21 protein-coding genes are annotated in these 21,801 nt (G+C 72.5%); 10 read left to right on the top strand and 11 right to left on the bottom strand.

Translation table 11 applies throughout. From position 1 onward, the window contains the following. Positions 1-10: 10 nt before the first annotated feature. The 4 genes from ABME01_RS04925 to ABME01_RS04940 all read left to right on the top strand — a co-directional run bounded on the left by ABME01_RS04925 (position 11) and on the right by ABME01_RS04940 (position 3,396). Positions 11-427, top strand: coding sequence for a histidinol dehydrogenase (locus ABME01_RS04925; RefSeq protein WP_353827246.1), 417 nt, complete (start codon positions 11-13; stop codon positions 425-427). 39 nt (positions 428-466) lie between these two features. Next, positions 467-787: a ferredoxin gene (gene fdxA / locus ABME01_RS04930; protein ID WP_344369871.1), complete on the top strand. Its 321-nt coding sequence runs from the start codon at positions 467-469 to the stop codon at positions 785-787. Position 788: 1 nt separating this feature from the next. Beyond that, positions 789-1,904: a succinyldiaminopimelate transaminase gene (gene dapC, locus ABME01_RS04935; protein ID WP_353827247.1), complete on the top strand. Its 1,116-nt coding sequence runs from the start codon at positions 789-791 to the stop codon at positions 1,902-1,904. Between the two features lie 229 nt (positions 1,905-2,133). Next, positions 2,134-3,396, top strand: coding sequence for a citrate synthase (locus ABME01_RS04940; protein WP_353827333.1), 1,263 nt, complete (start codon positions 2,134-2,136; stop codon positions 3,394-3,396). Between the two features lie 77 nt (positions 3,397-3,473). Here ABME01_RS04940 and ctlX read toward each other — a convergent pair whose 3' ends face one another. Together ctlX and ocd are read right to left on the bottom strand one after the other, a co-directional pair. Further along, complete coding sequence (gene ctlX / locus ABME01_RS04945) at positions 3,474-4,460, bottom strand: citrulline utilization hydrolase CtlX (protein ID WP_353827248.1); 987 nt, start codon at positions 4,458-4,460, stop codon at positions 3,474-3,476. A 3-nt stretch (positions 4,461-4,463) separates the two neighbouring features. Continuing rightward, positions 4,464-5,492 (bottom strand): ornithine cyclodeaminase, encoded by a 1,029-nt coding sequence (ocd, locus tag ABME01_RS04950; RefSeq protein ID WP_353827249.1) that lies wholly within the window; start codon positions 5,490-5,492, stop codon positions 4,464-4,466. Between the two features lie 124 nt (positions 5,493-5,616). Here ocd and ABME01_RS04955 point away from each other — a divergent pair, with 124 nt between their 5' ends. Then, positions 5,617-6,048: an Lrp/AsnC family transcriptional regulator gene (locus ABME01_RS04955; RefSeq protein ID WP_353827250.1), complete on the top strand. Its 432-nt coding sequence runs from the start codon at positions 5,617-5,619 to the stop codon at positions 6,046-6,048. Positions 6,049-6,072: 24 nt separating this feature from the next. Here ABME01_RS04955 and ABME01_RS04960 read toward each other — a convergent pair whose 3' ends face one another. Further along, positions 6,073-8,721 (bottom strand): penicillin acylase family protein, encoded by a 2,649-nt coding sequence (locus ABME01_RS04960; RefSeq protein WP_353827251.1) that lies wholly within the window; start codon positions 8,719-8,721, stop codon positions 6,073-6,075. 101 nt (positions 8,722-8,822) lie between these two features. After that, positions 8,823-9,782, bottom strand: a complete 960-nt coding sequence (gene dapD / locus ABME01_RS04965; protein ID WP_353827252.1) for a 2,3,4,5-tetrahydropyridine-2,6-dicarboxylate N-succinyltransferase — start codon at positions 9,780-9,782, stop codon at positions 8,823-8,825. Positions 9,783-9,866: 84 nt separating this feature from the next. Between dapD and dapE the strand changes: the two genes are divergently transcribed. The 3 genes from dapE to ABME01_RS04980 all read left to right on the top strand — a co-directional run bounded on the left by dapE (position 9,867) and on the right by ABME01_RS04980 (position 12,533). Next, entirely contained in the window at positions 9,867-10,970 is a 1,104-nt protein-coding gene (gene dapE, locus ABME01_RS04970; protein ID WP_353827253.1) for a succinyl-diaminopimelate desuccinylase, read from the top strand. Between the two features lie 7 nt (positions 10,971-10,977). Beyond that, entirely contained in the window at positions 10,978-12,213 is a 1,236-nt protein-coding gene (locus ABME01_RS04975) for a hypothetical protein (RefSeq protein ID WP_353827254.1), read from the top strand. Positions 12,214-12,359: 146 nt separating this feature from the next. Then, positions 12,360-12,533, top strand: coding sequence for a DUF3117 domain-containing protein (locus tag ABME01_RS04980; protein ID WP_067875042.1), 174 nt, complete (start codon positions 12,360-12,362; stop codon positions 12,531-12,533). Here the strand turns inward: ABME01_RS04980 and ABME01_RS04985 are convergent, their stop codons facing one another. Beyond that, positions 12,534-13,166 (bottom strand): O-methyltransferase, encoded by a 633-nt coding sequence (locus ABME01_RS04985; RefSeq protein WP_353827255.1) that lies wholly within the window; start codon positions 13,164-13,166, stop codon positions 12,534-12,536. Positions 13,167-13,256: 90 nt separating this feature from the next. Here ABME01_RS04985 and ABME01_RS04990 point away from each other — a divergent pair, with 90 nt between their 5' ends. After that, positions 13,257-13,646 (top strand): twin-arginine translocase TatA/TatE family subunit, encoded by a 390-nt coding sequence (locus ABME01_RS04990; RefSeq protein ID WP_353827256.1) that lies wholly within the window; start codon positions 13,257-13,259, stop codon positions 13,644-13,646. 68 nt (positions 13,647-13,714) lie between these two features. Here ABME01_RS04990 and ABME01_RS04995 read toward each other — a convergent pair whose 3' ends face one another. Then, entirely contained in the window at positions 13,715-15,280 is a 1,566-nt protein-coding gene (locus ABME01_RS04995; protein WP_353827257.1) for a succinic semialdehyde dehydrogenase, read from the bottom strand. Positions 15,281-15,377: 97 nt separating this feature from the next. Here ABME01_RS04995 and ABME01_RS05000 point away from each other — a divergent pair, with 97 nt between their 5' ends. Next, a complete protein-coding gene (locus ABME01_RS05000) occupies positions 15,378-16,766 on the top strand; it encodes an MFS transporter (protein ID WP_353827258.1) in 1,389 nt (462 codons plus the stop codon). A 59-nt stretch (positions 16,767-16,825) separates the two neighbouring features. On the opposite strand, the gene ABME01_RS05005 is transcribed toward ABME01_RS05000, so the two are convergent. Genes ABME01_RS05005 through ABME01_RS05025 form a run of 5 tightly spaced genes read right to left on the bottom strand, consistent with a single transcriptional unit; the run spans position 16,826 to position 21,739 of the window. After that, positions 16,826-17,833, bottom strand: a complete 1,008-nt coding sequence (locus tag ABME01_RS05005; protein WP_353827259.1) for a tocopherol cyclase family protein — start codon at positions 17,831-17,833, stop codon at positions 16,826-16,828. A 14-nt stretch (positions 17,834-17,847) separates the two neighbouring features. Continuing rightward, positions 17,848-18,729 carry a hypothetical protein gene (locus ABME01_RS05010; RefSeq protein ID WP_353827260.1) on the bottom strand — a complete coding sequence of 294 codons (882 nt, stop codon included), beginning with the start codon at positions 18,727-18,729 and terminating at the stop codon, positions 17,848-17,850. 5 nt (positions 18,730-18,734) lie between these two features. Further along, a complete protein-coding gene (locus tag ABME01_RS05015) occupies positions 18,735-19,910 on the bottom strand; it encodes an Mrp/NBP35 family ATP-binding protein (RefSeq protein WP_353827261.1) in 1,176 nt (391 codons plus the stop codon). Next, positions 19,897-20,418, bottom strand: a complete 522-nt coding sequence (locus tag ABME01_RS05020; RefSeq protein WP_353827262.1) for a DUF1003 domain-containing protein — start codon at positions 20,416-20,418, stop codon at positions 19,897-19,899. The genes ABME01_RS05015 and ABME01_RS05020 overlap by 14 nt, the downstream gene beginning before the upstream one ends. Beyond that, the gene (locus ABME01_RS05025) at positions 20,405-21,739 is read right to left on the bottom strand and encodes a magnesium transporter MgtE N-terminal domain-containing protein (RefSeq protein WP_353827263.1); all 1,335 of its coding nucleotides are present in this window, start codon (positions 21,737-21,739) and stop codon (positions 20,405-20,407) included. The genes ABME01_RS05020 and ABME01_RS05025 overlap by 14 nt, the downstream gene beginning before the upstream one ends. Positions 21,740-21,801 lie beyond the last annotated feature (62 nt).

Genomic DNA, 21,801 nt, shown 5'->3' on the forward strand with positions numbered 1-21,801 from the left:
ACTCCCGCCCATGCCAACTCCCCGCCCACGTGATCGCGCGGCGCGCGCGTCGCTCGGCTCCCGCATCGGCGTCTGGGCGATCGCGTTCGCCGTGGGCGCCGTCTACGGCGTGATCGCCACGATCGGCCACCGCCACGCGTGGCAGGTCGGCGAGGTCTCGATCCCGTGGGGGCTCGTCGCCGCGCTCGTCGGCGTCGCCGCGCTGCTCGTGGGGATCCGCACCGTCGCGGGCGGGCGCGGGGCCGCGATCGCGGCCGCAGTGGGGCTGGTGGCCACGGTCGGGCTCCTGGCGCTGCCCGGTCCGGGCGGATCGGTCCTCGTCGTCGACGGCGTCGTCGGGACGATCTGGGCGGTCGCGCCCGCCCTGATCGCGGTTCTGGTCGTCGCGTGGCCGTCGTTGCCGTCACGCGGGCCGCAGCGCGCATAGACTGGCCTTCCAGCTTCACCGAAGGGACTGCGACCCACCGTGACCTATGTCATCGCCCTGCCGTGCGTCGATGTGAAGGATCGTGCCTGCATCGACGAGTGCCCCGTCGACTGCATCTACGAGGGTGAGCGGTCGCTCTACATCCACCCCGACGAATGCGTGGACTGCGGCGCCTGCGAGCCGGTCTGCCCCGTCGAGGCCATCTACTACGAGGACGACCTCCCCGAGGAGTGGGCCGACTACTACAAGGCCAACGTGGAGTTCTTCGACGAGGTCGGCTCACCCGGCGGAGCCGCGAAGGTCGGCGTGATCCCGAAGGACCACCCCGTCATCGCCGCGCTGCCGCCGCAGGGTCACTGACATGGCGCTCGGGGTCCTTCCCGAGTACCCCTGGGACCGGATGGTCCCGTACCGGGATCGCGCCTCGGCGCACCGCGAGGGAATCGTCGACCTGTCGATCGGGTCTCCCGTCGATCCGACCCCTCGGCTCATCCGCGAGGCGCTCGCGTCGTCCACCGACGCGCACGCCTACCCGACGACGACCGGCACGCCTGCGCTGCGCCGAGCGATCGTGGACTGGTTCGCGCGACGCCGAGGAGTGACGGGACTCGACCCGGAGGCCGTGCTGCCGACCATCGGCTCCAAGGAGCTCGTGGCGCTGCTGCCCTTCATGCTCGGGGTCGGCGCAGGCGACATCGTCGTGCACCCGCGCGCGGCCTACCCGACCTACGCGATGGGCGCCGTCTTCGCCGGCGCCGAGGCCGTCGCATCCGACGACCCGGGCGAATGGCCCGAGCGCACCCGGCTCGTCTGGCTCAACTCCCCGGGCAATCCGGACGGTCGGGTGCTCGGGGTCGACGCGCTCCGGCGCGCGGTGGCGCGGGCGCGCGACCTGGGTGCGATCCTCGTCGGCGACGAGTGCTACGCGGAACTCGGCTGGGAGGACCCGTGGGGCGACGGCGCGGTGCCGAGCGTGCTCGATCCCGCGGTCACGGGGGGCGATCCGGCGGGCGTCCTCGCGATCTACTCGCTCTCGAAGCAGTCGAACATGGCCGGGTACCGCGCCGCCTTCGTCGGCGGTGATCCGGACCTCATCGCACGGCTGACGACGGCGCGCAAGCACGCCGGGCTCATGGTGCCGGCGCCACTGCAGGCGGCGATGACCGTCGCGCTCGGCGACGACGCGCACGTGCAGGAGCAGAAGGCGCGCTACCGCGCGCGACGCGACCGCTTGAAGCCGGCCCTCGAGGCCGCGGGGTTCCGCATCGACGGCAGCGAGGCCGGCCTCTACCTGTGGGGGACCGAGGGGCGGGACGCCTGGGAGTCGATCGAGCGACTCGCGGACCTCGGGATCCTCGCGGGCCCGGGTCACTTCTACGGTCCGTACTTCCCCGAGCACGTGCGGCTCTCGCTGACGGCCGCCGACGAGCGCATCGAGCGGGCGGCCGCACGGCTCGACGCCGTCGCGGTCCGCTGACGCCGAACCGGAGAAGCGGGCCGGATTCTGTAGCATCCCTCAGTCGAATCCGCTCCATCGTTGGCGAATGCGACAGTGGGAGTGCGACCCGTCTAGGCTGTACTCGGGCCGCGCGCGCCGACCTGTGCCGGCCGGAGAGCAGAGCAGGGAACCGCGAACAGTGACGATCACAGGAGATGCCGTGAGCAACGTCGTGAATGGAGCGGCCGGGGCCAGCCCCGACGCCGCGATGCTGACCTTCCCGGGCGGCACCGCGGAGTTCCCGATCCGGGGCGCGGCGGAGGGCACCTCGAGCCTCGACCTTTCCACGCTGACGCGCCAGACCGGCTTCACGGGTCTCGACTACGGGTTCGTCAACACCGCCTCGACCCGATCGGCGATCACCTACATCGACGGCGAGCAGGGCATCCTGCGCTACCGCGGGTACCCGATCGAGCAGCTCGCCGAGCACTCGACCTACCTCGAGGTCGCGTGGCTGCTCATGTACGGCGAGCTCCCGACGGCCGACCAGCTCGCCGAGTTCGACGACAAGATCCGCCGCCACACGCTGCTGCACGAGGACCTCAAGCGCTTCTTCTCCGCGCTGCCTCACACCGCGCACCCGATGGCCGTGCTCTCCAGTGCGGTGGCCGCGCTCTCGACCTACTACGAGGACTCGTCCGACCCGCACGATCCCGATCACGTCGAGCTCACCACCATCCGGCTCCTCGCCAAGATGCCCGTCATCGCGGCGTACGCGCACAAGAAGAGCATCGGCCAGGCCTTCCTGTATCCCGACAACTCCCTGAACTTCGTCGAGAACTTCCTGCGGCTGAACTTCGGGAACATGGCCGAGCCGTACTCGATCGACCCGACGCTGGCGAAGGCGCTCGATCGGCTGCTCATCCTGCACGAGGACCACGAGCAGAACGCGTCGACGTCCACCGTTCGCCTCGTCGGCTCGACCGGCGCGAACCTGTACGCGTCGATCTCCGCCGGCATCCAGGCGCTCTCGGGCCCCCTGCACGGCGGCGCCAACGAGGCCGTGCTGCAGATGCTCGCGCGCATCCGCGACTCGGGCGAGGGCGTCGGCAAGTTCGTCGAGCGCGTGAAGCGCAAGGAGGACGGCGTCAAGCTCATGGGCTTCGGCCACCGGGTCTACAAGAACTACGACCCGCGCGCGAAGATCGTCAAGCAGAGCGCGGATGCGGTGCTCGAGGGCCTCGGCGTGAACGACCCGCTGCTCGACATCGCGAAGGAGCTCGAGCAGTTCGCGCTCGAGGACGACTACTTCAAGCAGCGTCGCCTGTACCCGAACGTCGACTTCTACACCGGGGTCATCTACAAGGCGATGGGCTTCCCCACGCGCATGTTCACGGTGCTGTTCGCGATCGGTCGCCTGCCGGGATGGATCGCCCACTGGCGCGAGATGAACCTCGATCCGCAGACGAAGATCGGCCGCCCGCAGCAGCTCTACACGGGCTCGCCCGAGCGGCAGTACCCGCTGCACTGAACCTCGCGCACCGAGCCGTACGAGGAACGGGCCCGTCCTGATGGACGGGCCCGTTCTCGTCGACCGGCGGGGGCCGGTCAGATGGCGGGGACCTCATCGGCCGCGGCGTCGCCCACGCGATCGGCGCGGCGATCCAGCAGGCCCGGGCGCGGGTCGAGGTGCACCCCGGCGAGCATGCAGCGGACCGACCCGCCTGCGAGCTCGATCGTGGGCACGTCGAGCGGCAGGAGCCGCGCGGAGCGCTCGATGCGGGCGCGCTGCTCCGGGGTGAGCGCGTCGTGCGCCGTCCGGGAGAGCGCGAGCACCCGGCCTCCGGTGCCCCACACCTCGAGCGCGTTGCCGGCGAACGCATCCACCTGGGCGTTGTCGAGCGTGATGACGTCGCGTCGTCCACGCGCCGAGAGGCGGTCGAGGACCTCCTGCCGCCGGGCGGAGGAGACGAACATGTCGGCGGCGACGAGCGCGTACTCGGTCGCGATGCTCAGGATCACGTTGGTGTGGTACACGGCGACCCCGCGGCCGTCGACGGCGTCGAACACCATCGGCTCGTAGCCGAAGTTCGTGCAGAACCGCTCGAGGGCGATCGGGTCGGCCCGGTTGGAGCGCGCCGCGTACGCGATGCGGGCCTCGTGGTCGAGCACCATGGCGCCCGTGCCCTCGAGGAAGACGTCGTCGTACTCCAGGCCGGAGTAGTCGATCACGTCCTGCACCCGGTAGGTGGTCTTCAGGAGCTCGACGATGTCGGCCCGGCGCTCCGTTCGGCGGTTCGGGGTGAACATCGGGAAGAGCGCGATGTGCCCGCCCGAATGCGTCGACAGCCAGTTGTTCGGGAACACGCTGTCGGGCCGGTGCGTGGCGTCGTCCTCGAAGAGGTGAACCGTCACGCCCGCGGCCTCGAGGGCGGCGGCCGCGCGGGTCACCTCCTCGTAGGCGGCGGCGGCCACGCGCCCGGCGTCGAGGCCGCCGGCGTCCGGCTGGAAGCCGTTGTCGGCGAGCGTCTGCGGGTTGGGCGCGAAGTGGTGCGGCCGGACCATGACGACGGCGGCCGGCGACTGGACGGACATCGCTCAGCCCACCGGGGAGAACGCGCCCATGAGGCCGAACAGGTCCTTCGGATCGTCGGGATCGGCGACGAGGTCGATCCGCTGCTCGTAGCGGGTGCCCGCGACCTGGTCGCGCACGTACCGCAGCGCCGAGAAGTCCTCGATGGCGAAGCCGACGGAGTCGAACAGCGTGATGGCGTCCGGCCCGGAACGACCCGCGGTGCGGCCCGTCAGGACCTCCCACAGCTCGGTCACGGGGAACTCGGGGTCCTTCGCCTGGATCTCGCCCTCGACGCGCGTCTGCGGCGTGTACTCCACGAACACCTCGGCACGGTCGAGGATCGCGGCGTCGAGCTCGGTCTTGCCCGGGCAGTCGCCGCCGATCGCGTTCAGGTGCATGCCGGGTCGGACCCACTCGTCGGCGACGACCGTCGCCCGCGCCTTGTCGGCGGTGCAGGTGGTCACGATGTCGGCGCCGCGGAGCGCCTCCTCGGCCGTGCCGGCGACCTCGATCTCGAAGCCGAGCGGCAGCATGTTGCGGACGAACTTGGCGATGGCGTCGTGGTCCACGTCGTACACGCGCAGCTTCGTGATGCCGAACGCGTGCCGGAACGCGAGCGCCTGGAACTCGGCCTGGCTGCCCGTGCCGATCATCGCCATGACCTCGGAGTCCGGCCGGGCGAGCAGCTTCGCGGCGAACGCGGAGGTCGCGGCGGTGCGCAGGGCCGTGAGCACGGTCATCTCGGCGAGGAAGGTCGGGTAGCCGTTGTGGACGTCGGCGAGCACGCCGAACGCCGTCACCGTCTGGTACCCGCGGGCGGGATTGGACGGGTGCCCGTTGACGTACTTGAACGCGTAGGAGTCGTGATCGCTCGTGGGCATCAGCTCGATCACGCCGAAGGGCGTGTGGCTGGCCACACGCGGCGTCTTGTCGAAGCTCTCCCAGCGGGCGAAGTCCTGCTCGAGGTACTCCATGATCCCGGCGATGATGGCCTGCGGGCCGGTCGCGGCGACCCATCCGACCATGTTCCGTACGTCGACGAAGCTCGTCATCCACATTCCCTTCCGTTCGGTGATTCGAGGGTACGATCCGTCGATATGCAACAGCAACGACCGTCCTGTTCACGGATCGTCGGTGCGGCGAGCACTTTGCACGGTCCATCGATACCATGTGCACATGGACATGCTCGACGACCTCGATCGGCGCCTGCTCGCCCTGCTGCGCGAGGACGGACGGGCGCCCGTGGCCGACCTGGCGAGGCGGCTCGGCGTCGCCCGGGCGACCGTGACGGGCCGGATCGACCGGCTCGTGGCCTCCGGGATCATCATCGGATTCTCGGTGCGGGTCCGTGACGAGCTCGACCCGCTCGCGATCCACGCGATCTCGTTCATCGAGGTCGAGGGGCGCACCACCGACGACGTCATCCGCCGCCTGCGGGGGTTCCCGGAGATCATCGCGCTGCACACGACCAACGGCGGCTGGGACCTCGTCGCGGAGCTGCGCACCGAGACGCTCGGCGAGTTCGACGGCGTGCTCGGTCGCATCCGCTCGATCGACGGCGTCGTCAACAGCGAGACCAGCCTCCTGCTGAGCTCGGTGCTGCGCTGACGCCCGCCGCGCGCCGCGGCGTCGTCAGTCGATCGGCTGCAGCACGAGCGCGTCGCGAGCGCTCGAGCGGACCGCCGCGATCGTGGAGGGCCACTCCAACGTCTCGCCGCGCTGCCACAGCGGCGCCTGGTCGTCGTAGTGCCCGTGGAACGCGTGGCCCGACGCGCCGGTGAGGTTGATCCACGTCGAGCGATCGAGGTCGGCGAGGTCGACGACCATCCGCATCGAGGGGACCCAGTGCACCTCGTAGCCCTCGCGGGCGTCCCAGCCGATCGCATTGACGATCGCCGAGCCGCCGCCGGTCTCGTACGGGCCGCGGTTGAAGAGCCATTCGATCGGCCCGATGCCCGAGCGGCCGAAGGTCTGGTTCGTCAGGGTCAGCGTGTGCAGTTCGCCCCATCGCCAGCCCGCGGGGTCGTCGCCCATCGACTCGGTCGCCTCGGCCCAGGCGGCCGCGAGGGAGGCCGCGAGCACCGCATCGCGACCGGTGCCGCCGCCGACGGTGTCGACCCACAGCGGGTCCTCCGGCTGGCCGAGCACGCCGCCGACCACCGCGAACCAGCGGTCGCCGCCGACCGGCTGCGCCGATTCGGGCAGGTCGCCGAACATCCGATCCAGGAGGTTGCGCCAGAAGACCGCGAAGTAGGCGGCCTCGGCGCTGTCGGCGTCGGAGGCGGCGTCCCAGTCGGCCAGCAGGCGCGCGCCTCGCGCGGCGTCGCCGTCGAGCTCGAGCGCGGCGATCACCGGCAGGAAGGCCTCCGCGTTGGCATCCCGCGTGTCGAACTGGATGTCGCTCATGTCCTCCGCCGTGATCGGCTCGCCCGACGCGATGAGTTCGCCGATCCGCCGCTCGATGCCCTCCGCGCGGTAGCCGAGGTCCCAGTCGCGGGTCAGCAGCGGCCCGCCTTCCTCGACGGCGTTGTTGGCGGTCACGAGGTAGCCGCGGTCCGGGTTCTGCACCGAGGGCAGGTCGGCGAACGGGATCCATCCGGTCCAGCCGTTCTCGCTGGTCCAGCCCGGGAGCGGTACGGTGCCGTCGCCCGAGGCGCGGACGGGGATGCGACCCGGCGCCTGGTAGCCGATGTTGCCCTCGACGTCGGCGTAGACGAGGTTCTGGGCCGGGACGTCGAACAGCTCGGCGGCCGCGCGGAACTGCTCCCAGCCCTGCGCCCGGTCGAGCGCGAAGATGGCCTCGGCGGTGCTGCCCGGCTCCAGCGCCGTCCACTGGAGCGAGACCTCGATGTCGACCTCCTCCGCTGCGTCGCCGGACTCCTCGGTCGCCTCGTCCTCCGTCGACGAGGCGCCCTCCGCGGTCGCGCCCTCGGCGACGGGAGCGCCGAACTGCTCGGCGACGGCGGCGAAGCCCGACCCGACTCCCGTCACGATCGGGCCGCGGCCCGTCGAGCGCACCGTGATCGTCACCGGGTCGCCGCCGGCCACCTCGATGACCTCCTCGCGGATGTCGAGCGGGACGAGCTCGCCGTCGAGCTCGTAGGCGTCGCCGGTGACCCGTTCGAGGTAGAGGTCGGCGACATCCGGGGCGAGGTTCGTGAACCCCCAGGCGATGCGGTCGTTGTGGCCGATGACGATGCCCGGCAGGCCCGAGAAGCCGAAGCCGCCGACGTCGAGCGTGCATGCGGTGGTGAGCTGCGTGCAGTGCAGGCCCATCTGCACCCAGATCGAGGGCATGGCCGGGCCGAGGTGCGGGTCGTTGGCGAGCAGCGGCATGCCGGTGTCGGTGAGCGCGCCCGAGACGACCCACGAGTTCGAGCCGAGGTCGCCGTCCTCCGGGCCGAGCAGCTCGGGGAGCGCGTCGATGGCCTCGGCGAGCCCGGCGAGGGCCGCGGCCGACTCGGCGTCGATGCCCTCCGACGGCAGGGCGTTGGTCGCCGCGGTCGTCGCCGCCGCGTCGACGGCGTGCACCTCGAGGCCGGCCGGGGAGGCGGGCGGCGGGCCGCCGACGATGGTCGGCTTGGCATCCCACGGGAAGTCGGGGTGCAACCGCGCGACCGCCTCCGCCTCCAGGCCGGAGCCGAGCAGCACGGCCCGGTCGATCTCGTCGCCCAGGTTGGAGCGGAGGTCCCACGCCATCGCCTTGAGCCACGCGATCGAGTCGACGGGCGTCCACGGCTCGGGCCGGTAGCCGGGCCGCTGCAGCGCCAGGACGCTGTACTCGAGGGAGAGCTCGGGTGCCGATCGCTCGGCGAGGTAGGCGTTCACGCCGTCGGCGTAGGCCTCGTACAGCCCGCGGGTCGCCTCGTCCATCTGCTCGTACTCCCGCGTCGCGACGCCGCGCCAGTCGAGGGTCCGGATGAACGTGTCGGTGGGCACCTGGGACTCGCCGAAGAGCTCCGCGACTCGCCCGGCCGTGACATGCCGGCGGAAGTCCATCTCCCAGAACCGGTCCTGCGCGTGCACGTACCCCTGCGCGAACAGCAGGTCGAGGTCGGTCTCGCCGACCAGCTGGGGGATCCCGGCCTCGTCGCGATAGACGGTGACCGGCGCCTGGAGACCCGCCACGTCGATGCGGCCCGAGGTCGTCGGGAACGCGCGCTGCACCGACCACCAGCCGACCCCGGCCGCCACGGTCGCGAGCACCAGCACGGTCACGAGCGCGCCGACGAGGAGCTTCGTCCAGCCGCGTCGTCGGGTCCTCGGCGCGTCGGTTCCCACGTCACTCCCTCGTGTCGGCGCAAGCGTCGGGCCGCCTCCGGCGGCCCCGGGTGATCACCATACCTCGCGGGGCCGGGCGTGGATCGCGCCGCGAGCGCCGGTCAGGCGTGCAGTGCGGCGTTGAGGGCGACGCCCTCGCCGGTGCGGGAGAGCACCTCCACGCTGCCGTCGAGCGAGTTGCGCCGGAACAGCAGGTTCGGCAGGCCCGACAGCTCGACGGCCTTCACGACGCGGTCGCGCTCGCCGGCGCCGCCGCGCAGGACGACCTTGGTGCCCGCGGTCACGTACAGGCCCGCCTCGACGACGGAGTCGTCGCCGATCGAGATGCCGATGCCGGCGTTGGCGCCGAGGAGGGCGCGCTCGCCGATCGCGACCCGCTGGGTGCCGCCGCCCGAGAGGGTGCCCATGATCGAGGCGCCGCCGCCGATGTCGCTGCCGTCGCCGACGACGACGCCCTGCGAGACCCGGCCCTCGACCATCGACGAGCCGAGCGTGCCGGCGTTGAAGTTCACGAAGCCCTCGTGCATGACGGTGGTGCCCGGTGCGAGGTGGGCCCCCAGCCGCACGCGCGAGGCGTCGGCGATCCGCACGCGCTCGGGGATCACGTAGTCGAGCAGCCGGGGGAACTTGTCGAGCCCGGTGACGTGGATCCCGGCGCGCTGGAGCGCCGGGCGCAGTCGGTCGAGGTCGTCGGGATGCACGGGGCCGGCGTTCGTCCACGCCACGTTCGGCAGGTGCCTGAACACGCCGTCGAGGTTGAGCCCGTTGGGGCGCACGAGCAGGTGCGAGAGCAGGTGGAGTCGCAGGTAGGCGTCCGGGGTCGAGGCGGGGGCCTCGTCCAGTCGGATCGCGATGCGCACGGCCTCGACGCGGACGGCGCGGCGCTCGTCCGGACCGACCGCCCCGGCCGGCGGCGCCCACGTCGGCTCGTCGGCGGCGGGGTCGCCGAGGCGGGGCTCGGGGAACCAGGTGTCGAGGACGGTGCCGTCCGCGGCGACCGTGGCGAGTCCGTCGCCCCATGCGGTCGCGGGCGCGGTGGGGTTCAGCGAGTCAGCGGGCATGCCCCAAGGGTACCGAGCGAGGGTGGCCGGCGGTCCCGGATGACGCCGCGTGGAGCGGCGCCCACGCCCTCGTAGACTCGGGTCATGGCTGATCCCGTCCGGCCCACGGCCGCCCTCGACCTGTCCGCCGACGTCGTCGCCATCACCCGGGCGATCTGCGACATCCCGAGCGTCTCGGGGGAGGAGCGGGTGCTCGCCGATCTCGTGGTCGAGTCGCTGGCGGATGCCGGGCATCTCGAGCTGCATCGCGACGGCGACACGATCGTGGCGCGCACGAACCTCGGGCGCGATCGTCGCGTCGTCATCGCCGGCCACCTGGACACCGTGCCGATCAACGGCAACGTGCCCACCCGGTTCGAGGAGGAGGCCGGTCGCCGCATGCTGTGGGGCCGCGGCACGGTCGACATGAAGGCGGGCGTCGCCGTGCAGCTGAAGCTCGCGCGCGAGCTGGTCGATCCCGCCGTCGACGTGACCTGGATGTGGTACGACCACGAGGAGGTCGCGGCCGACCTCAACGGCCTCGGGCGGGTGCTCGCGGCGCGACCCGACCTCTTCGAGGCCGATTTCGCGATCCTCGGCGAGCCCACGCGCGGCGAGGTGGAGGGCGGATGCAACGGCACCCTCCGCATCGACCTCCGCGCGACCGGTCGCCGCGCCCACTCCGCCCGCAGCTGGGTGGGCGAGAACGCCATCCACCGGCTCGCGCCGGCGCTCGAGCGCCTCGCGGCGTACGAGGCCGAGACCGTCGAGGTCGACGGGCTCGCCTACCGCGAGGGCCTGAACGCCGTCTTCGTCTACGGCGGCGTCGCGGGCAACGTCATCCCCGACGACGCCGTGCTCACGATGAACTACCGGTTCGCGCCGAGCCGGTCGATCGCCGACGCCACCGAGCTCGTGCGTTCGCTGTTCCCCGAGTACGAGCTCACGGTCACGGATGCCGCCGAGGGCGCGCGTCCGGGGCTCGACGACGCCCTCGCACAGGAGTTCGTGCGGGCCGTCGGCGCGGAGGCCAAGCCGAAGTACGGATGGACCGACGTCGCGCGCTTCAGCGCCCTCGGCATCCCCGCCGTGAACTTCGGCCCGGGCGACCCGCTGCTCGCGCACGCCGACGACGAGCGGGTGGACTGCGACCAGATCGTCGCCTGCGAGCGGGCGCTGCGTGCGTGGCTGACCGGCGACGGGCGCTGATCCGGGGGTGAGCGCTCCCGAGGCGGCCGCGGCGCGGCATCCGGATCCGCATCGCGTGGGCCGAACCGCCCCGCGCGTCCGATGGCGGGTGCTGCCGTGGTGGGCGCGCGTGATGCTCGTGTACGCCGCCTCGAGGGCGTTCACGACCGTGGTCGTGCTGTTCCTCGCCCGCGCGCAGCCCGAGAGCGCATGGACCGAGGCGCGGCCGGGGTACTTCGCGTTCGCGAACCTGTGGGACGCGCGGTGGTACGCCTTCATCGCCGCGGCCGGGTACCCGACGGAGCTCCCCTTCGACGACGCCGGGCACGTCGCCGAGAACGCGTGGGCGTTCCTGCCGGTCTTCCCGGGCATCATGCGGATCTTCACGAGCGTGGGCGTCCCGTGGGAGGTCGCATCGGTCATGGTGGCGCTCCTCGCCGGCCTCGGCGCCGCGCTCGTGTTCCATCGGCTCATGTCCCGCTTCCTCGAGCCCGACCGGGCGATGTTCGCCGTCGTGCTCTTCTGCGTGGCGCCGGTCGCCCCGATCATGCAGTTCGGCTACGCCGAGGCGCTCGGCTTCCTCTGGCTGGCGCTCGCGCTGCTGCTGCTCGTGGACCGCAGGTACGGGTGGCTCGTTCCCGTGGTCGGGATCTGGTCGTTCACGCGGCCGGGGGCGCTGGCGTTCGCGCTCACGCTCGGGCTGCACTGGATCGTGCGCTGGGCGACGCGAGCGCGCGATCCGTTCCCCGTCCGAGATCAGCTCGTCGTGGCCTCCGTCGCCGTGTTCTCCGGACTCGCGGGCCTCGCGTGGCCGGCGATCGCCTGGGCGGTCACCGGCGTCCCCACGGCGTACACGGACACCGAGCTCGCCTGGCGGGCGCCCTACATCGGGTACGTGGAACTCGTGCCGCTCACGCCGTGGTTCCAGTCGGGGGACTGGTGGCTCGGCCAGCCGCTGGGCACGATCGCGCCGATCGCGCTGGTCGTGGCGTTCGTGCTCGTGCTCTTCTCGCCGTGGGTGCGACGGCTCGGCGTGGACATCCGCCTCTGGTCCGCCAGCTACGCCCTCTACCTCTTCGCCGTCTTCTTCCCGCAGTCCAGCCTCTTCCGGATCGCCGCCCCGCTGTTCCCGTTGGCGGGGGCGCTCGCGATCCCACGTTCGCGATGGTGGCGGGGCGGGCTGGTGGTCGCGTCGCTCGCCCTCCAGGTGGGGTGGCTGCTGATCGCGTGGCGCATCGACGGACTCGACTGGACGCCGCCCTGATCCACCGGGCACGGGTGACGCGCGGGTGGCCGTCCGCCGTCCGGTCGGTGAATCCGGCGGCCCGGGTTCCACAGCGGGGGCCGCGTGTGCCGGGACGACGCGTCGATACGGGATAATGGAGATTCAGCCACGAAAGGGGTAGCTCAATGGCGGCCATGAAGCCACGCACTGGAGACGGACCGATGGAGGCTGTGAAGGAGGGGCGGCTCATCATCGTGCGCGTGCCCCTCGAGGGTGGCGGTCGCCTCGTCGTCTCGGTCAACGACGCCGAGGCCAAGGAGCTCTACGACGTCCTCGGCGGCGTCGTGAACCCTGCCTAGTCAGGCGCCGAGCTTCACGATCTGCAACAGCCCGTCCCCGGCCGGCGAGATGGCGGTGACCACGGCGGTCGAAGCCGAGAGTTCCATGATGAGCCCACGGAACGCCGTCGCCACGTCATCCCGCCGCGCCGGGTCGGCCACCCTTCCCTTCCAGAGCGCGCGAGCCACGAGCACGCTCCCGCCCGGCTTCGCCAGCCGGAGGCCGTGCTCGACGTACTCGATGACCGAGGCCGCATCCGCGTCGACGACGACCAGGTCGTAGGACTGCTCGTTCATCCGTGGCAGCACCTCGCCCGCGCGACCCGCGATCAGGCGCACCCGGGCCGGCGCGATCCCGGCGTCCGCGAAATGGTCGCGGGCGTGCTGCTGGTACTCGGTCTCGGTGTCGATCGAGGTGAGGTGCGCGGAGCGCGCCGCCTGGAGCATCCACAGTGCGGAGACCCCAACGCCCGTGCCGACCTCGATGATCGTCCGGGCGTCGCACGCCGCGGCGATCACGGCCAGCTGGGCGCCGACGGCGGGGGACACCGGATCGACGCCGAGCTCCAGCGACTGCTGTCGGGCGCGCGCGATCGGGTCCGACTCGACGACCGACTCGTCGACGTACTTCCAGTTCAGGTCGTGCTCGGACACGTGGCGGCTCCCGTCGTGCTGTCGACCCCCAAGCCTAGGGGTCCGTCCGGTGGTCCTCAGTGCGCCCCGCCGCCCAGTATCCTTGAGCGCATGGGTGGCCTCACGTTCGACAAACTCCTCATCGTCGGGGTGATCGCCGTGTTCCTGCTCGGTCCGGAGCGGCTCCCGCACTACGCCGCCCAGCTCGGGCGCTTCGTCCGATCGATGCGCGACTTCGCCAATGGCGCGAAGGACCGCATGCGCGAGGAGATGGGCCCCGACTTCGACGACGTCGACTGGCGCAAGCTCGACCCTCGCCAGTACGACCCGCGACGCATCATCCGCGAGGCCCTGACCGACGTCGACCCGTTCACCGAACCGGCCAAACCCGTCGTCGCCCGGGCGGCCGTGAACGAGAACTCGGCCTACCTGCAGCGCAAGCGCAAGCTCGAGGCGATCACCGCCGGCGAGGCGGCGCCGTTCGACTCCGAGGCGACCTGACGGCTCGCCGATCCGCGGCCGACCGACGGCCCCGCCGACGACGGCCCCCGCCGGGCCCGTCGCAGGCGCTAGGCGCGCCGGATGGCGCGGAGCACGCGCGCGAGCAGCACGAGTGGCCCGATGAGCCGCTCGTACTCCCGCCCCGTCCGGGGGAGCGCGATGATGCCACGGTGCATCGACACGGTCACCGGGTCGACGAACCGCAGCAGGCCCTCGCGGCCGTTGCGGCGCCCGATGCCGGAGGCCTTGACCCCGCCCATCGGCGCGTCGACCGAGCCGAAGCTGCCTCGGTAGCCCTCGTTCACGTTGACGCTGCCGGCCTCGAGCTCCTCGGCGACGCGGAGCGCGCGCCGGGTCGATCCCGAGAGCACGGCGGCGTTCAGGCCGTACTCGGAGTCGTTCGCGGCGAAGACCGCCTCGAGGTCGTCATCGACCACGTGCAGTGACGCGATCGCGCCGAAGGTCTCCTCGTCGAGCGCGCGCATGCCGGGGGCCGCGTCGGCCAGCACGGTCGGCTCGAACGCCCACGGGCCGAGGTCGGGACGCGCCCGGCCGCCGACGAGCACTCGCGCGCCCTTGGCCACGGCGTCGTCGAGGTGCGCACGGACGCGGTCGAGCTGCCCCGTGGTGGTGAGCGTTCCGTAGTCGGCGTCGTGGTCGAGGCCGGTGCCGATGCGAGGGTCCGTCAGGCGTGCGACGAGCGCCCGGGTGAAGGCGTCGGCGACGCCGCGCTCGACGTAGATGCGCTCGGCCGAGACGCACAGCTGGCCCATGGCCGAGAAGCACGCGTGCGCCGCCTCGGCCGCGGCCTGCTCGGGGTCGACGTCGTCGAGCACGATGAGCGCATTCTTGCCGCCGAGCTCCAGCGACGCGCCGACCAGGCGCCGCCCGGCCTTCTCGGCGATGCGCCGGCCGGTCGCGGTCGAGCCCGTGAAGCAGATGTAGTCGGCCTCGTCGGTGAGCGCCTCGCCGGCCTCGGCGGGTTCGCCCGCGACGACCGACCAGAGCGCCTCGGGGACGCCGGCGTCGATGAAGGCACGACGCAGGGCGAGGATCGTGAGGGCGGCCTGGTCGTCGGCCTTCTGCACGACGGCGCAGCCCGCCGCGAGCGCGGGGACGACATCCATCGCCGCCAGTGAGACGGCGTAGTTCCACGGCGTGACGACCCCGACGACGCCCTTCGGCCGATACCGCACCCGGGTCGACAGCACGAGCGGGATGCCGGCGCGGCGGCGCCCACCCGCGAGCACGCGGTGGGCCGACAGCGCGTGCCAGCGCGTCACCGAGAGCGCCTGGTAGACCTCCTCGAACGCCTGGCCACGGGTCTTCCCGCTCTCGATCTGCGTGAGGTCGAGGAGCTGCTCGCGCCGGGCGAGGATGAGGTCGTGGGCGCGCAACAGCACGCGGCGGCGCTCGGCGAAGCCCGCACGCGCCCACGCCACCTGCGCGAGGCGAGCGCGCGAGAACGCGTCCCGCACGTCGGACGCGGAGGATCGCGGCAGGTCGACCAGCGTGTCGCCGGTCGCGGGGGATCGGACCGGCGAGGACGACCCGCTCGTCGCGACCAGGTCGTCGACGAGGTGGCGGTACTCGGGCAGGGCGGGGGCCGGCGTTCGGGTGGCGGCATCGGACACGCCGCCAGTCTAGGCGGGCGACGTGCGGGTGGTCCGCGCGATCCGCCGCTCGGAGCGCGGTCGTTCGGCACCTCGGCGCATGGGTATGCTTCCCCGCATGACTGCACCGGAGCGACGTCTCTCCCGCAGCGACGTCGCCCGGTACGCGATCGGCTCGATCGGCACCGGCGGCTTCGCCACCCTGCCCGGCCTCGTGCTCGTGTTCTACCTGACGGACACCCTCGGGGTGAGCGCGCTGCTCGCGGCGATCGTGGTGGCCGCGGCGAAGGTCTGGGACGTGCTCATCGACCCCTGGATCGGCGAGCGGAGCGACCGCGCGCTGGCGCGGACGGGCACCCGTCGCACGTGGATGCGCATCGGCGCGCTGGCGCTCCCGGTGACGTTCGCCATCACCTTCGCCGTCCCGATCGGGATCGGCCCGGTCGCCGCCGGCGCATGGGTGATGGTCGCATTCCTGGCGACGGCGACGGCCTTCAGCCTCTTCCAGGTGCCCTACATCGCCCTCCCGGCGGAGCTCACCGACGACTACGACGGTCGGACGCGCCTGCTCACCTGGAGGGTCGTCCTGCTCACGGCGGCCATCCTGGCCTTCGGCGCCGGCGGTCCGCTGCTCCGGGGCGTCGGCGGGACCGACGAGGCGCTCGGGTACCTGGTCATGGCCGTCGTCGCCGGGGTCGTCATCGCAGCCGGGATGCTCGTGGCGACCATCGTCGCCCCGACGGGTCGCGCCGTTCCGGCCGCCTCGCCCCGCGGCCGGCTCGCCGGATACACCGAGGGGATCGCGGCGCTGCGCCGGAGCCGGCCCTTCCGCCTCCTGCTCGCGGCGTTCCTGCTGCAGGGGCTGGCGACCGGGGCGATGCTCGCGGGAGCCAACTTCGTCGCGGTGCGGGTCCTGCACTCCGAGGACGCCCTGACCCTGCTCTTCCTGGCGCTCATCGGGCCCGCGCTGGTCTGCGCCCCGATCTGGGGCCGTCTCGCCCGTCGCATCGGCAAGGAGGCGTCGTTCGCGTTCGCGAGCGTCGTCTTCGCCGTGGCGACCGCCTCGCTCGCCGGGATGCTGTGGGCGCCCGGCGCGTGGGTCTACCTGCCGGTCGGCATCGCCGGCGCGGCGTACGCGGGCATGCAGTCGTTGCCCATGGCGATGCTGCCGGACGTCATCGCGCACGACGCCAGGAGCCATGGACCCGGACGCGCGGGGAGCTTCGGCGGGATCTGGACCGCGGGGGAGACCACCGGCATGGCGCTCGGGGCGACCCTGTTCGCGGTCGTGCTCGCCATGACCGGCTACGTCGAGTCGGTCGGCGCGACCGAGGTGACCCAGCCCGCCGCAGCCATCGCCGGCATCATCGTGAGCTTCAGCCTGCTGCCCTCCGCCATCGCGTTCGCGAGCCTCGTCCCGATCCTGCGCTACCCCCTCCGTCGCGTCGATCTCGACGCGGGGGCCGTCGAAGACGATGCCCGCGCGGTCGACGAGCCCGTCCGCTGAGTTCGGACGGCTCGAGGAGGCGGGCGCGAGTCCGCGTCGCTGCGCCCGGGCCGGTCGTGTCAGAGGGCGAGCATCCGCTCCGTGTCGCCGAAGACCTCGAGGCCCGCGCACTCCGCGACGCCGTCGAGCAGGACCCGGCCGTCCGGCGCGAGGTGCCGAAGCCTGATGCGGGCGTCGAGCGTCTCCTCCACCCTGCGGTGCATCGCCGTCCGCAGCGGCGCGTGGAGCAGGCCGCCGCGGACCCGTTCGGCCTCCAGCTCGAGCAGGCCGTCGGGTCCGGACACGCTCCAGCGCACGTGCGAGTCGTCGATCTCGAGGCGTCGCTCCTCCGACCCGTTGTAGGTGGTCCAGCGGTGCAGTCGATCACCGTGCCGGAGGCCCACGATCGAACCGCGGAACGACCCCTTCAGCCATGGGATGATCGCGACCGACGCGATGAGCGAGGCGTCGGGGTGCTCGCCGGCGGCGTGGTCGATGTGGTTGCTCGCCATCCAGACGTAGCCGGATGGGAAGGCCCGGCCCCAGTCCTTCTCGATGTACCCGCGACCGCCGTCGAAGACGACGGCGGTGCCCTCCACGTCCAACGTCCCGGTCAGCCCGTGTCCGAACGAGACGATGCCGTGGAAGCACTCCATGAACGGCACGAGCCCGTACCAGCCCATGATGCCGGGCTCGCGAAGCGTCACCGGCCACGGCTGCATGGGCCCCGTGTAGTCGAGCCGTCCGCGCAACTGGGGCGTGTCGAGCGTCACCCCGGTCGAGTCGAACCGATTGCCGCCGACGGCGACCTCGAAGCCGTGCGCGGAGGCGGAGAACGCGTCGACCGGGTACCGGTGGTACCAGGACCGGCCGGTGAGGCCGTCCAGGACCTGGACGAACGCCTCGTCGCGCGCCCCGTCGTGCTCGTCGAGCCCGCGGAACACGCCGGGGATCACCGCCCACCGGTGCCGGCGGTCCGAGCTGACGAGCTTGACATACCACCCCTCGAAGAAGCCCCGTCGCACGCCGTGCCCGTGGAACGCCTCGGGATGTCGCACGCCTCGCAGCCATTGCGCCGGTGTCCGCATGCGCCCACCCTAGATCAGCCCGACGGGGGTTCCAGCTCGCAGCGCTCGGCGTAGTACGCGTACAGGTCTGCCTTGAGCGAGGGCCCCGCCGCGAACTCGAGCCGGCCTGAGCGGCCGTCCGCAGCGGCGACGTCGAACGGCAGGATGGTGCCCCGCTTGTCGTCCGCGAGCGCATGGGCGTCGCATCGCGCCGGGCGCACCGCGAGCACCGCATCGACCGGTTCGTCGCCCGCGGCGACGTCGATCCCGAGTTCCCAGTCCTGGCCGCCCTCATCGCCGATGAGGGTCGTCGCGGCCACGCCGTCGATCGTCAGCCGGCCGTCCCCGGTCGGGACGGGGGCGACGCGGACGTCGATCCACGCGCGCATCCCGGCACCCGAGCCGCTGGTGCGCAGCCGCTCGGGCAGTTCGATCGCGGCCACCGCGGCCACCGCCTCGGCGAGGCAGTCGGTGTCGGCGATCCGGGCCATCGTGCCGAAGGGGTCCGCGGGTTCGAGCGTACCGGCGAGGGACTCACCGTCGGCGGACGTCACGCGCACGTCGACCTCGACGGCGGTGGGGTCGCCCTCGCAGACGCTGCCCGGGAGGTCGAGACGGATGTCGATGGCGTCGTCGCGTCCGAGGTCGAAGGGTCGGTCGCGCTCCATGCCGGGGGCGAGCGCGGGCGATCGCACCGTGAGCGCCTCGACGGTGAGCGGGTCGCCCGAGTTCTCGAAGTGCACCACCAGCAGGTGCTGGGGCACGTCGAGCCGGCCCTGCCGCACGGTCACGTCGAGTCCGTCGGGAAGCGGTCCGGGTGCATCGGCCGCCGGGGCGCATCCCGCGATCGCGCATCCCACGACGAGCGCGAGCGGAACGACCACCGCACGGGGTGCGGTGCGCCCGGGTCGCGCCATCCGGCTCATCGAACGGAGACGTCCAGGCGACGACCGGCCAGCGAGCGCGGGCGCCGGGCGAGGAACTCCGCCGCCTGCTCGATGGCCCGTGCGGCGGGGTCGTCGGGTTCGCGGACCACGACCGGCTCGCCCTCGTCGCCGCCGCGGCGGAGGGCGACGCTGAGCGGCACGGCGGCGACGAGCGGCACCGGATGGTCGGCGCCCTCGGAGAGCCGTCGGGCGACCTCCTCGCCGCCCCCTGAGCCGAACAGGTCGAGCAGGGTCCCGTCGGGCTGTGCGAGGCCCGCCATGTTCTCGACGACGCCGACGACCCGCTGTCCGGTCTGCCGGGCGACGAGTCCGGAGCGCTCGGCGACGTCGGCGGCGGCCGGCTGCGGGGTCGTGACGACGAGCACCTCGGCGTTCGGCAGCAACTGCCCGAGCGAGATCGCCACGTCGCCCGTGCCGGGCGGCAGGTCGACGAGCAGGACGTCGAGGTCGCCGAAGTAGACGTCGGTGAGGAACTGCTGGAGCGTCCGGTGCAGCATCGGGCCGCGCCAGGCGACGGCGACGGAGGACCCCCGTCCGCCGGGCTCGGTCGGCTCGACGAACATGCCGATCGAGATGACCTTCACCCCGTGCGCGACCGGCGGCAGGATCATCTCGTCGACGCGCGTGGGCCGGACGGCGGTCCCGTGCTCGTCGACGAGCCCGAGCAGCCCCGGGATGGAGAAGCCGTGCACGTCGGCATCGACGAGGCCGACGGAGAGCCCGCGTGCGGCGAGTGCGACCGCGAGGTTCGCGGTGAGGGTCGACTTGCCGACGCCGCCCTTGCCGCTCGTGACGGCGACCACGCGCGTGAGCGTGCCGGGCCCGAACGGGTTGCCGCGCGCCGCTCGGCCCCCGCGGAGTCGCTCGGTCAGGGCGGCCCGCTGCTCGGGCGTCATGACGCCGAGCTCGACGACGGCGTTGCCCGTGCCGACCACCTGCTCCGCCGCGTCGCGCACGTCGCGCTCGATGCGGTCGGAGGCCGGGCAGCCCACGATCGTCAGCCGGACGCCGACCTCGACACCGCTCTCGGTCGCGGTCACGCGCTCCACCATGTCGAGCTCGGTGATGGGCTTGCGGATCTCCGGATCGATGACGCCGGTGAGCGCGGTGCGGACGGCGGCTTCGACGGATGCCGCGTCAGGAGCCGGCATTCGCGGCATCCTCCGCGTCGCGCCGGTCCAGCTCCTCGAGCGCCTGCCGCAGCTCCTGGCGGATGAACTCCTTGGACGCCAGGTCGCGGACCGCGAGCCGCAGCGCGACGACCTCGCGGGCCAGGTACTCGGTGTCGGCGAGGTTGCGCTCCGCGCGTTGGCGGTCCTGCTCGATCTGCACGCGGTCGCGGTCGTCCTGCCGGTTCTGCGCGAGCAGGATCAGGGGTGCCGCGTAGGAGGCCTGCAGCGAGAGCACGAGCGTCAGCGCGATGAAGCCGTAGTCGGCTCGGTCGAACTGCCAGTCGGCGGGCGCCAGCGTGTTCCACAGCATCCAGAGCAGCACGAACATCGTGAGCCCGAGGAGGAACCAGGGCGTTCCCATGCCGCGGGCCACCCATTCGGTGAAGCGGCCGAAGCGGTCGCGGTCGCCCGAGAGGCGGAGCGGGGCGGCGCGCCTGGCGCCCTTGGGGGTGTCGAACCGACGGTCGTCGGCATCAGCGCGGGCCATCTCCTGCCCTCCTTCCGGGTGCGATCGGGATGCTGCCGGTGGCCAGCTGCGCCCTCGCCGTGGCGCGGCGGGTCAGCTCGTGCTCGTCGTCGGGATGACTGCGCCAGTCGTCGGGGAGCAGGTAGTCGAGCACGTCGTCGATCGTGACCACGCCGACGAGGCGGTGCTTCTCGTCGACCACCGGCACCGACACGAGATCGTAGCTGGCGAGGATGCGACTCACCTCGGCGGCCGAGGTGTCGGCGGTGACCGGTTCGAGGCCCTGGTCGATGAGCGAGCCCATGCGCTCGTGCGGCGGGTAGCGCAGCATCCGCTGGAAGTGGACGATCCCGAGGAACCTGCCGGTGGGGGGCTCGTACGGCGGGAGGGTCACGCAGACCGCCGCGCCGAGCGCGGGCGGCAGGTCGTGGCGGCGGATGAGGGCGAGGCCCTCCGCGACGGTGGCGTCGGCCGAGACGATGATCGGCTCGGTCGTCATGAGGCCGCCCGCGGTGTCGGGGCCGTACGAGAGCAGGAAGCGGACGTCCTCCGCCTCCTCGGGTTCCATGAGCTCCAGCAGGTGCTCGCCGCGCTCCTCGGGCAGCTGGGCGATGAGGTCGGCCGCGTCGTCGGGCGACATGTGGTCGAGGACGTCGGCGGCGCGATCGTCGCCGAGCTCGGCGAGGATCTCGACCTGGTCGACCTCGGGCATCTCCTCCAGCACGTCGGCGAGCCGGTCGTCCGAGAGCTCGGCCGCGACCTCCTGCCGACGTCGGGGCGGCAGGTCGAGCAGGGTGTTCGCGAGGTCGGCCGGCTTCAGCTCGGAGTACGTCGCGATCAGCTGCTCGGCCGACTGCGCCTCGCCGGCCGCCGTGGTCTCCCGCACCTCGCGCCAGGTGACGTACGCCGACGGCCCCTTCGCGAAGGGCGAGGCGCTCGTCTTGGGACGGCGCACGAAGAGCTGGTCGACCTCCCACTCGCCGGGATCGCGCTCCTCGATGGCGACGTCCTCGATCGTCGCGGTGCCGGAGCCGTCGTTGAAGGTCACCTTGCGCCCGAGCATCTCGGCGATCACGCGCACCTCGCCGCCGCGCTGCTCGAAGCGACGCATGTTGATGAGGCCCGTGGTGATGATCTGGCCGCCGCCGATCGAGGTCACGCGCCCGATCGACACGAAGACCCGTCGCTTGCCGGGGATCTCGACGATCAGGCCGACGACGCGCGGCGGATCGTCCTTGCGGTACACGACGAGGACGTCGCGCACCTTCCCGACGCGGTCGCCCGCGGGGTCGAACACGGCACACCCGGCGAGTCGGGCGACGAAGACTCTGGTGGCGCTCACGCCTCCCAACCTACCCCGCGGGCCGGACGTTCCGACCGCGCCGCCGGGGGCCATGGGAGAAT

This window comes from Agromyces litoreus, assembly GCF_040496015.1.
Lineage (GTDB): Bacteria > Actinomycetota > Actinomycetes > Actinomycetales > Microbacteriaceae > Agromyces > Agromyces litoreus.

What these genes read in the sequence shown, in the direction of transcription:
- ABME01_RS04925 (WP_353827246.1), top strand. Translation starts at nt 11, where the DNA reads ATGCCAACTCCCCGCCCACGTGATCGCGCGGCGCGCGCGTCGCTCGGC.
- dapC (WP_353827247.1), top strand. Translation starts at nt 789, where the DNA reads ATGGCGCTCGGGGTCCTTCCCGAGTACCCCTGGGACCGGATGGTCCCG.
- ABME01_RS04940 (WP_353827333.1), top strand. Translation starts at nt 2,134, where the DNA reads ATGCTGACCTTCCCGGGCGGCACCGCGGAGTTCCCGATCCGGGGCGCG.
- ctlX (WP_353827248.1), bottom strand. Translation starts at nt 4,460, where the DNA reads ATGTCCGTCCAGTCGCCGGCCGCCGTCGTCATGGTCCGGCCGCACCAC.
- ocd (WP_353827249.1), bottom strand. Translation starts at nt 5,492, where the DNA reads ATGACGAGCTTCGTCGACGTACGGAACATGGTCGGATGGGTCGCCGCG.
- ABME01_RS04955 (WP_353827250.1), top strand. Translation starts at nt 5,617, where the DNA reads ATGGACATGCTCGACGACCTCGATCGGCGCCTGCTCGCCCTGCTGCGC.
- dapD (WP_353827252.1), bottom strand. Translation starts at nt 9,782, where the DNA reads ATGCCCGCTGACTCGCTGAACCCCACCGCGCCCGCGACCGCATGGGGC.
- dapE (WP_353827253.1), top strand. Translation starts at nt 9,867, where the DNA reads ATGGCTGATCCCGTCCGGCCCACGGCCGCCCTCGACCTGTCCGCCGAC.
- ABME01_RS04980 (WP_067875042.1), top strand. Translation starts at nt 12,360, where the DNA reads ATGGCGGCCATGAAGCCACGCACTGGAGACGGACCGATGGAGGCTGTG.
- ABME01_RS04990 (WP_353827256.1), top strand. Translation starts at nt 13,257, where the DNA reads ATGGGTGGCCTCACGTTCGACAAACTCCTCATCGTCGGGGTGATCGCC.
- ABME01_RS05000 (WP_353827258.1), top strand. Translation starts at nt 15,378, where the DNA reads ATGACTGCACCGGAGCGACGTCTCTCCCGCAGCGACGTCGCCCGGTAC.
- ABME01_RS05005 (WP_353827259.1), bottom strand. Translation starts at nt 17,833, where the DNA reads ATGCGGACACCGGCGCAATGGCTGCGAGGCGTGCGACATCCCGAGGCG.
- ABME01_RS05010 (WP_353827260.1), bottom strand. Translation starts at nt 18,729, where the DNA reads ATGGCGCGACCCGGGCGCACCGCACCCCGTGCGGTGGTCGTTCCGCTC.
- ABME01_RS05015 (WP_353827261.1), bottom strand. Translation starts at nt 19,910, where the DNA reads ATGCCGGCTCCTGACGCGGCATCCGTCGAAGCCGCCGTCCGCACCGCG.
- ABME01_RS05020 (WP_353827262.1), bottom strand. Translation starts at nt 20,418, where the DNA reads ATGGCCCGCGCTGATGCCGACGACCGTCGGTTCGACACCCCCAAGGGC.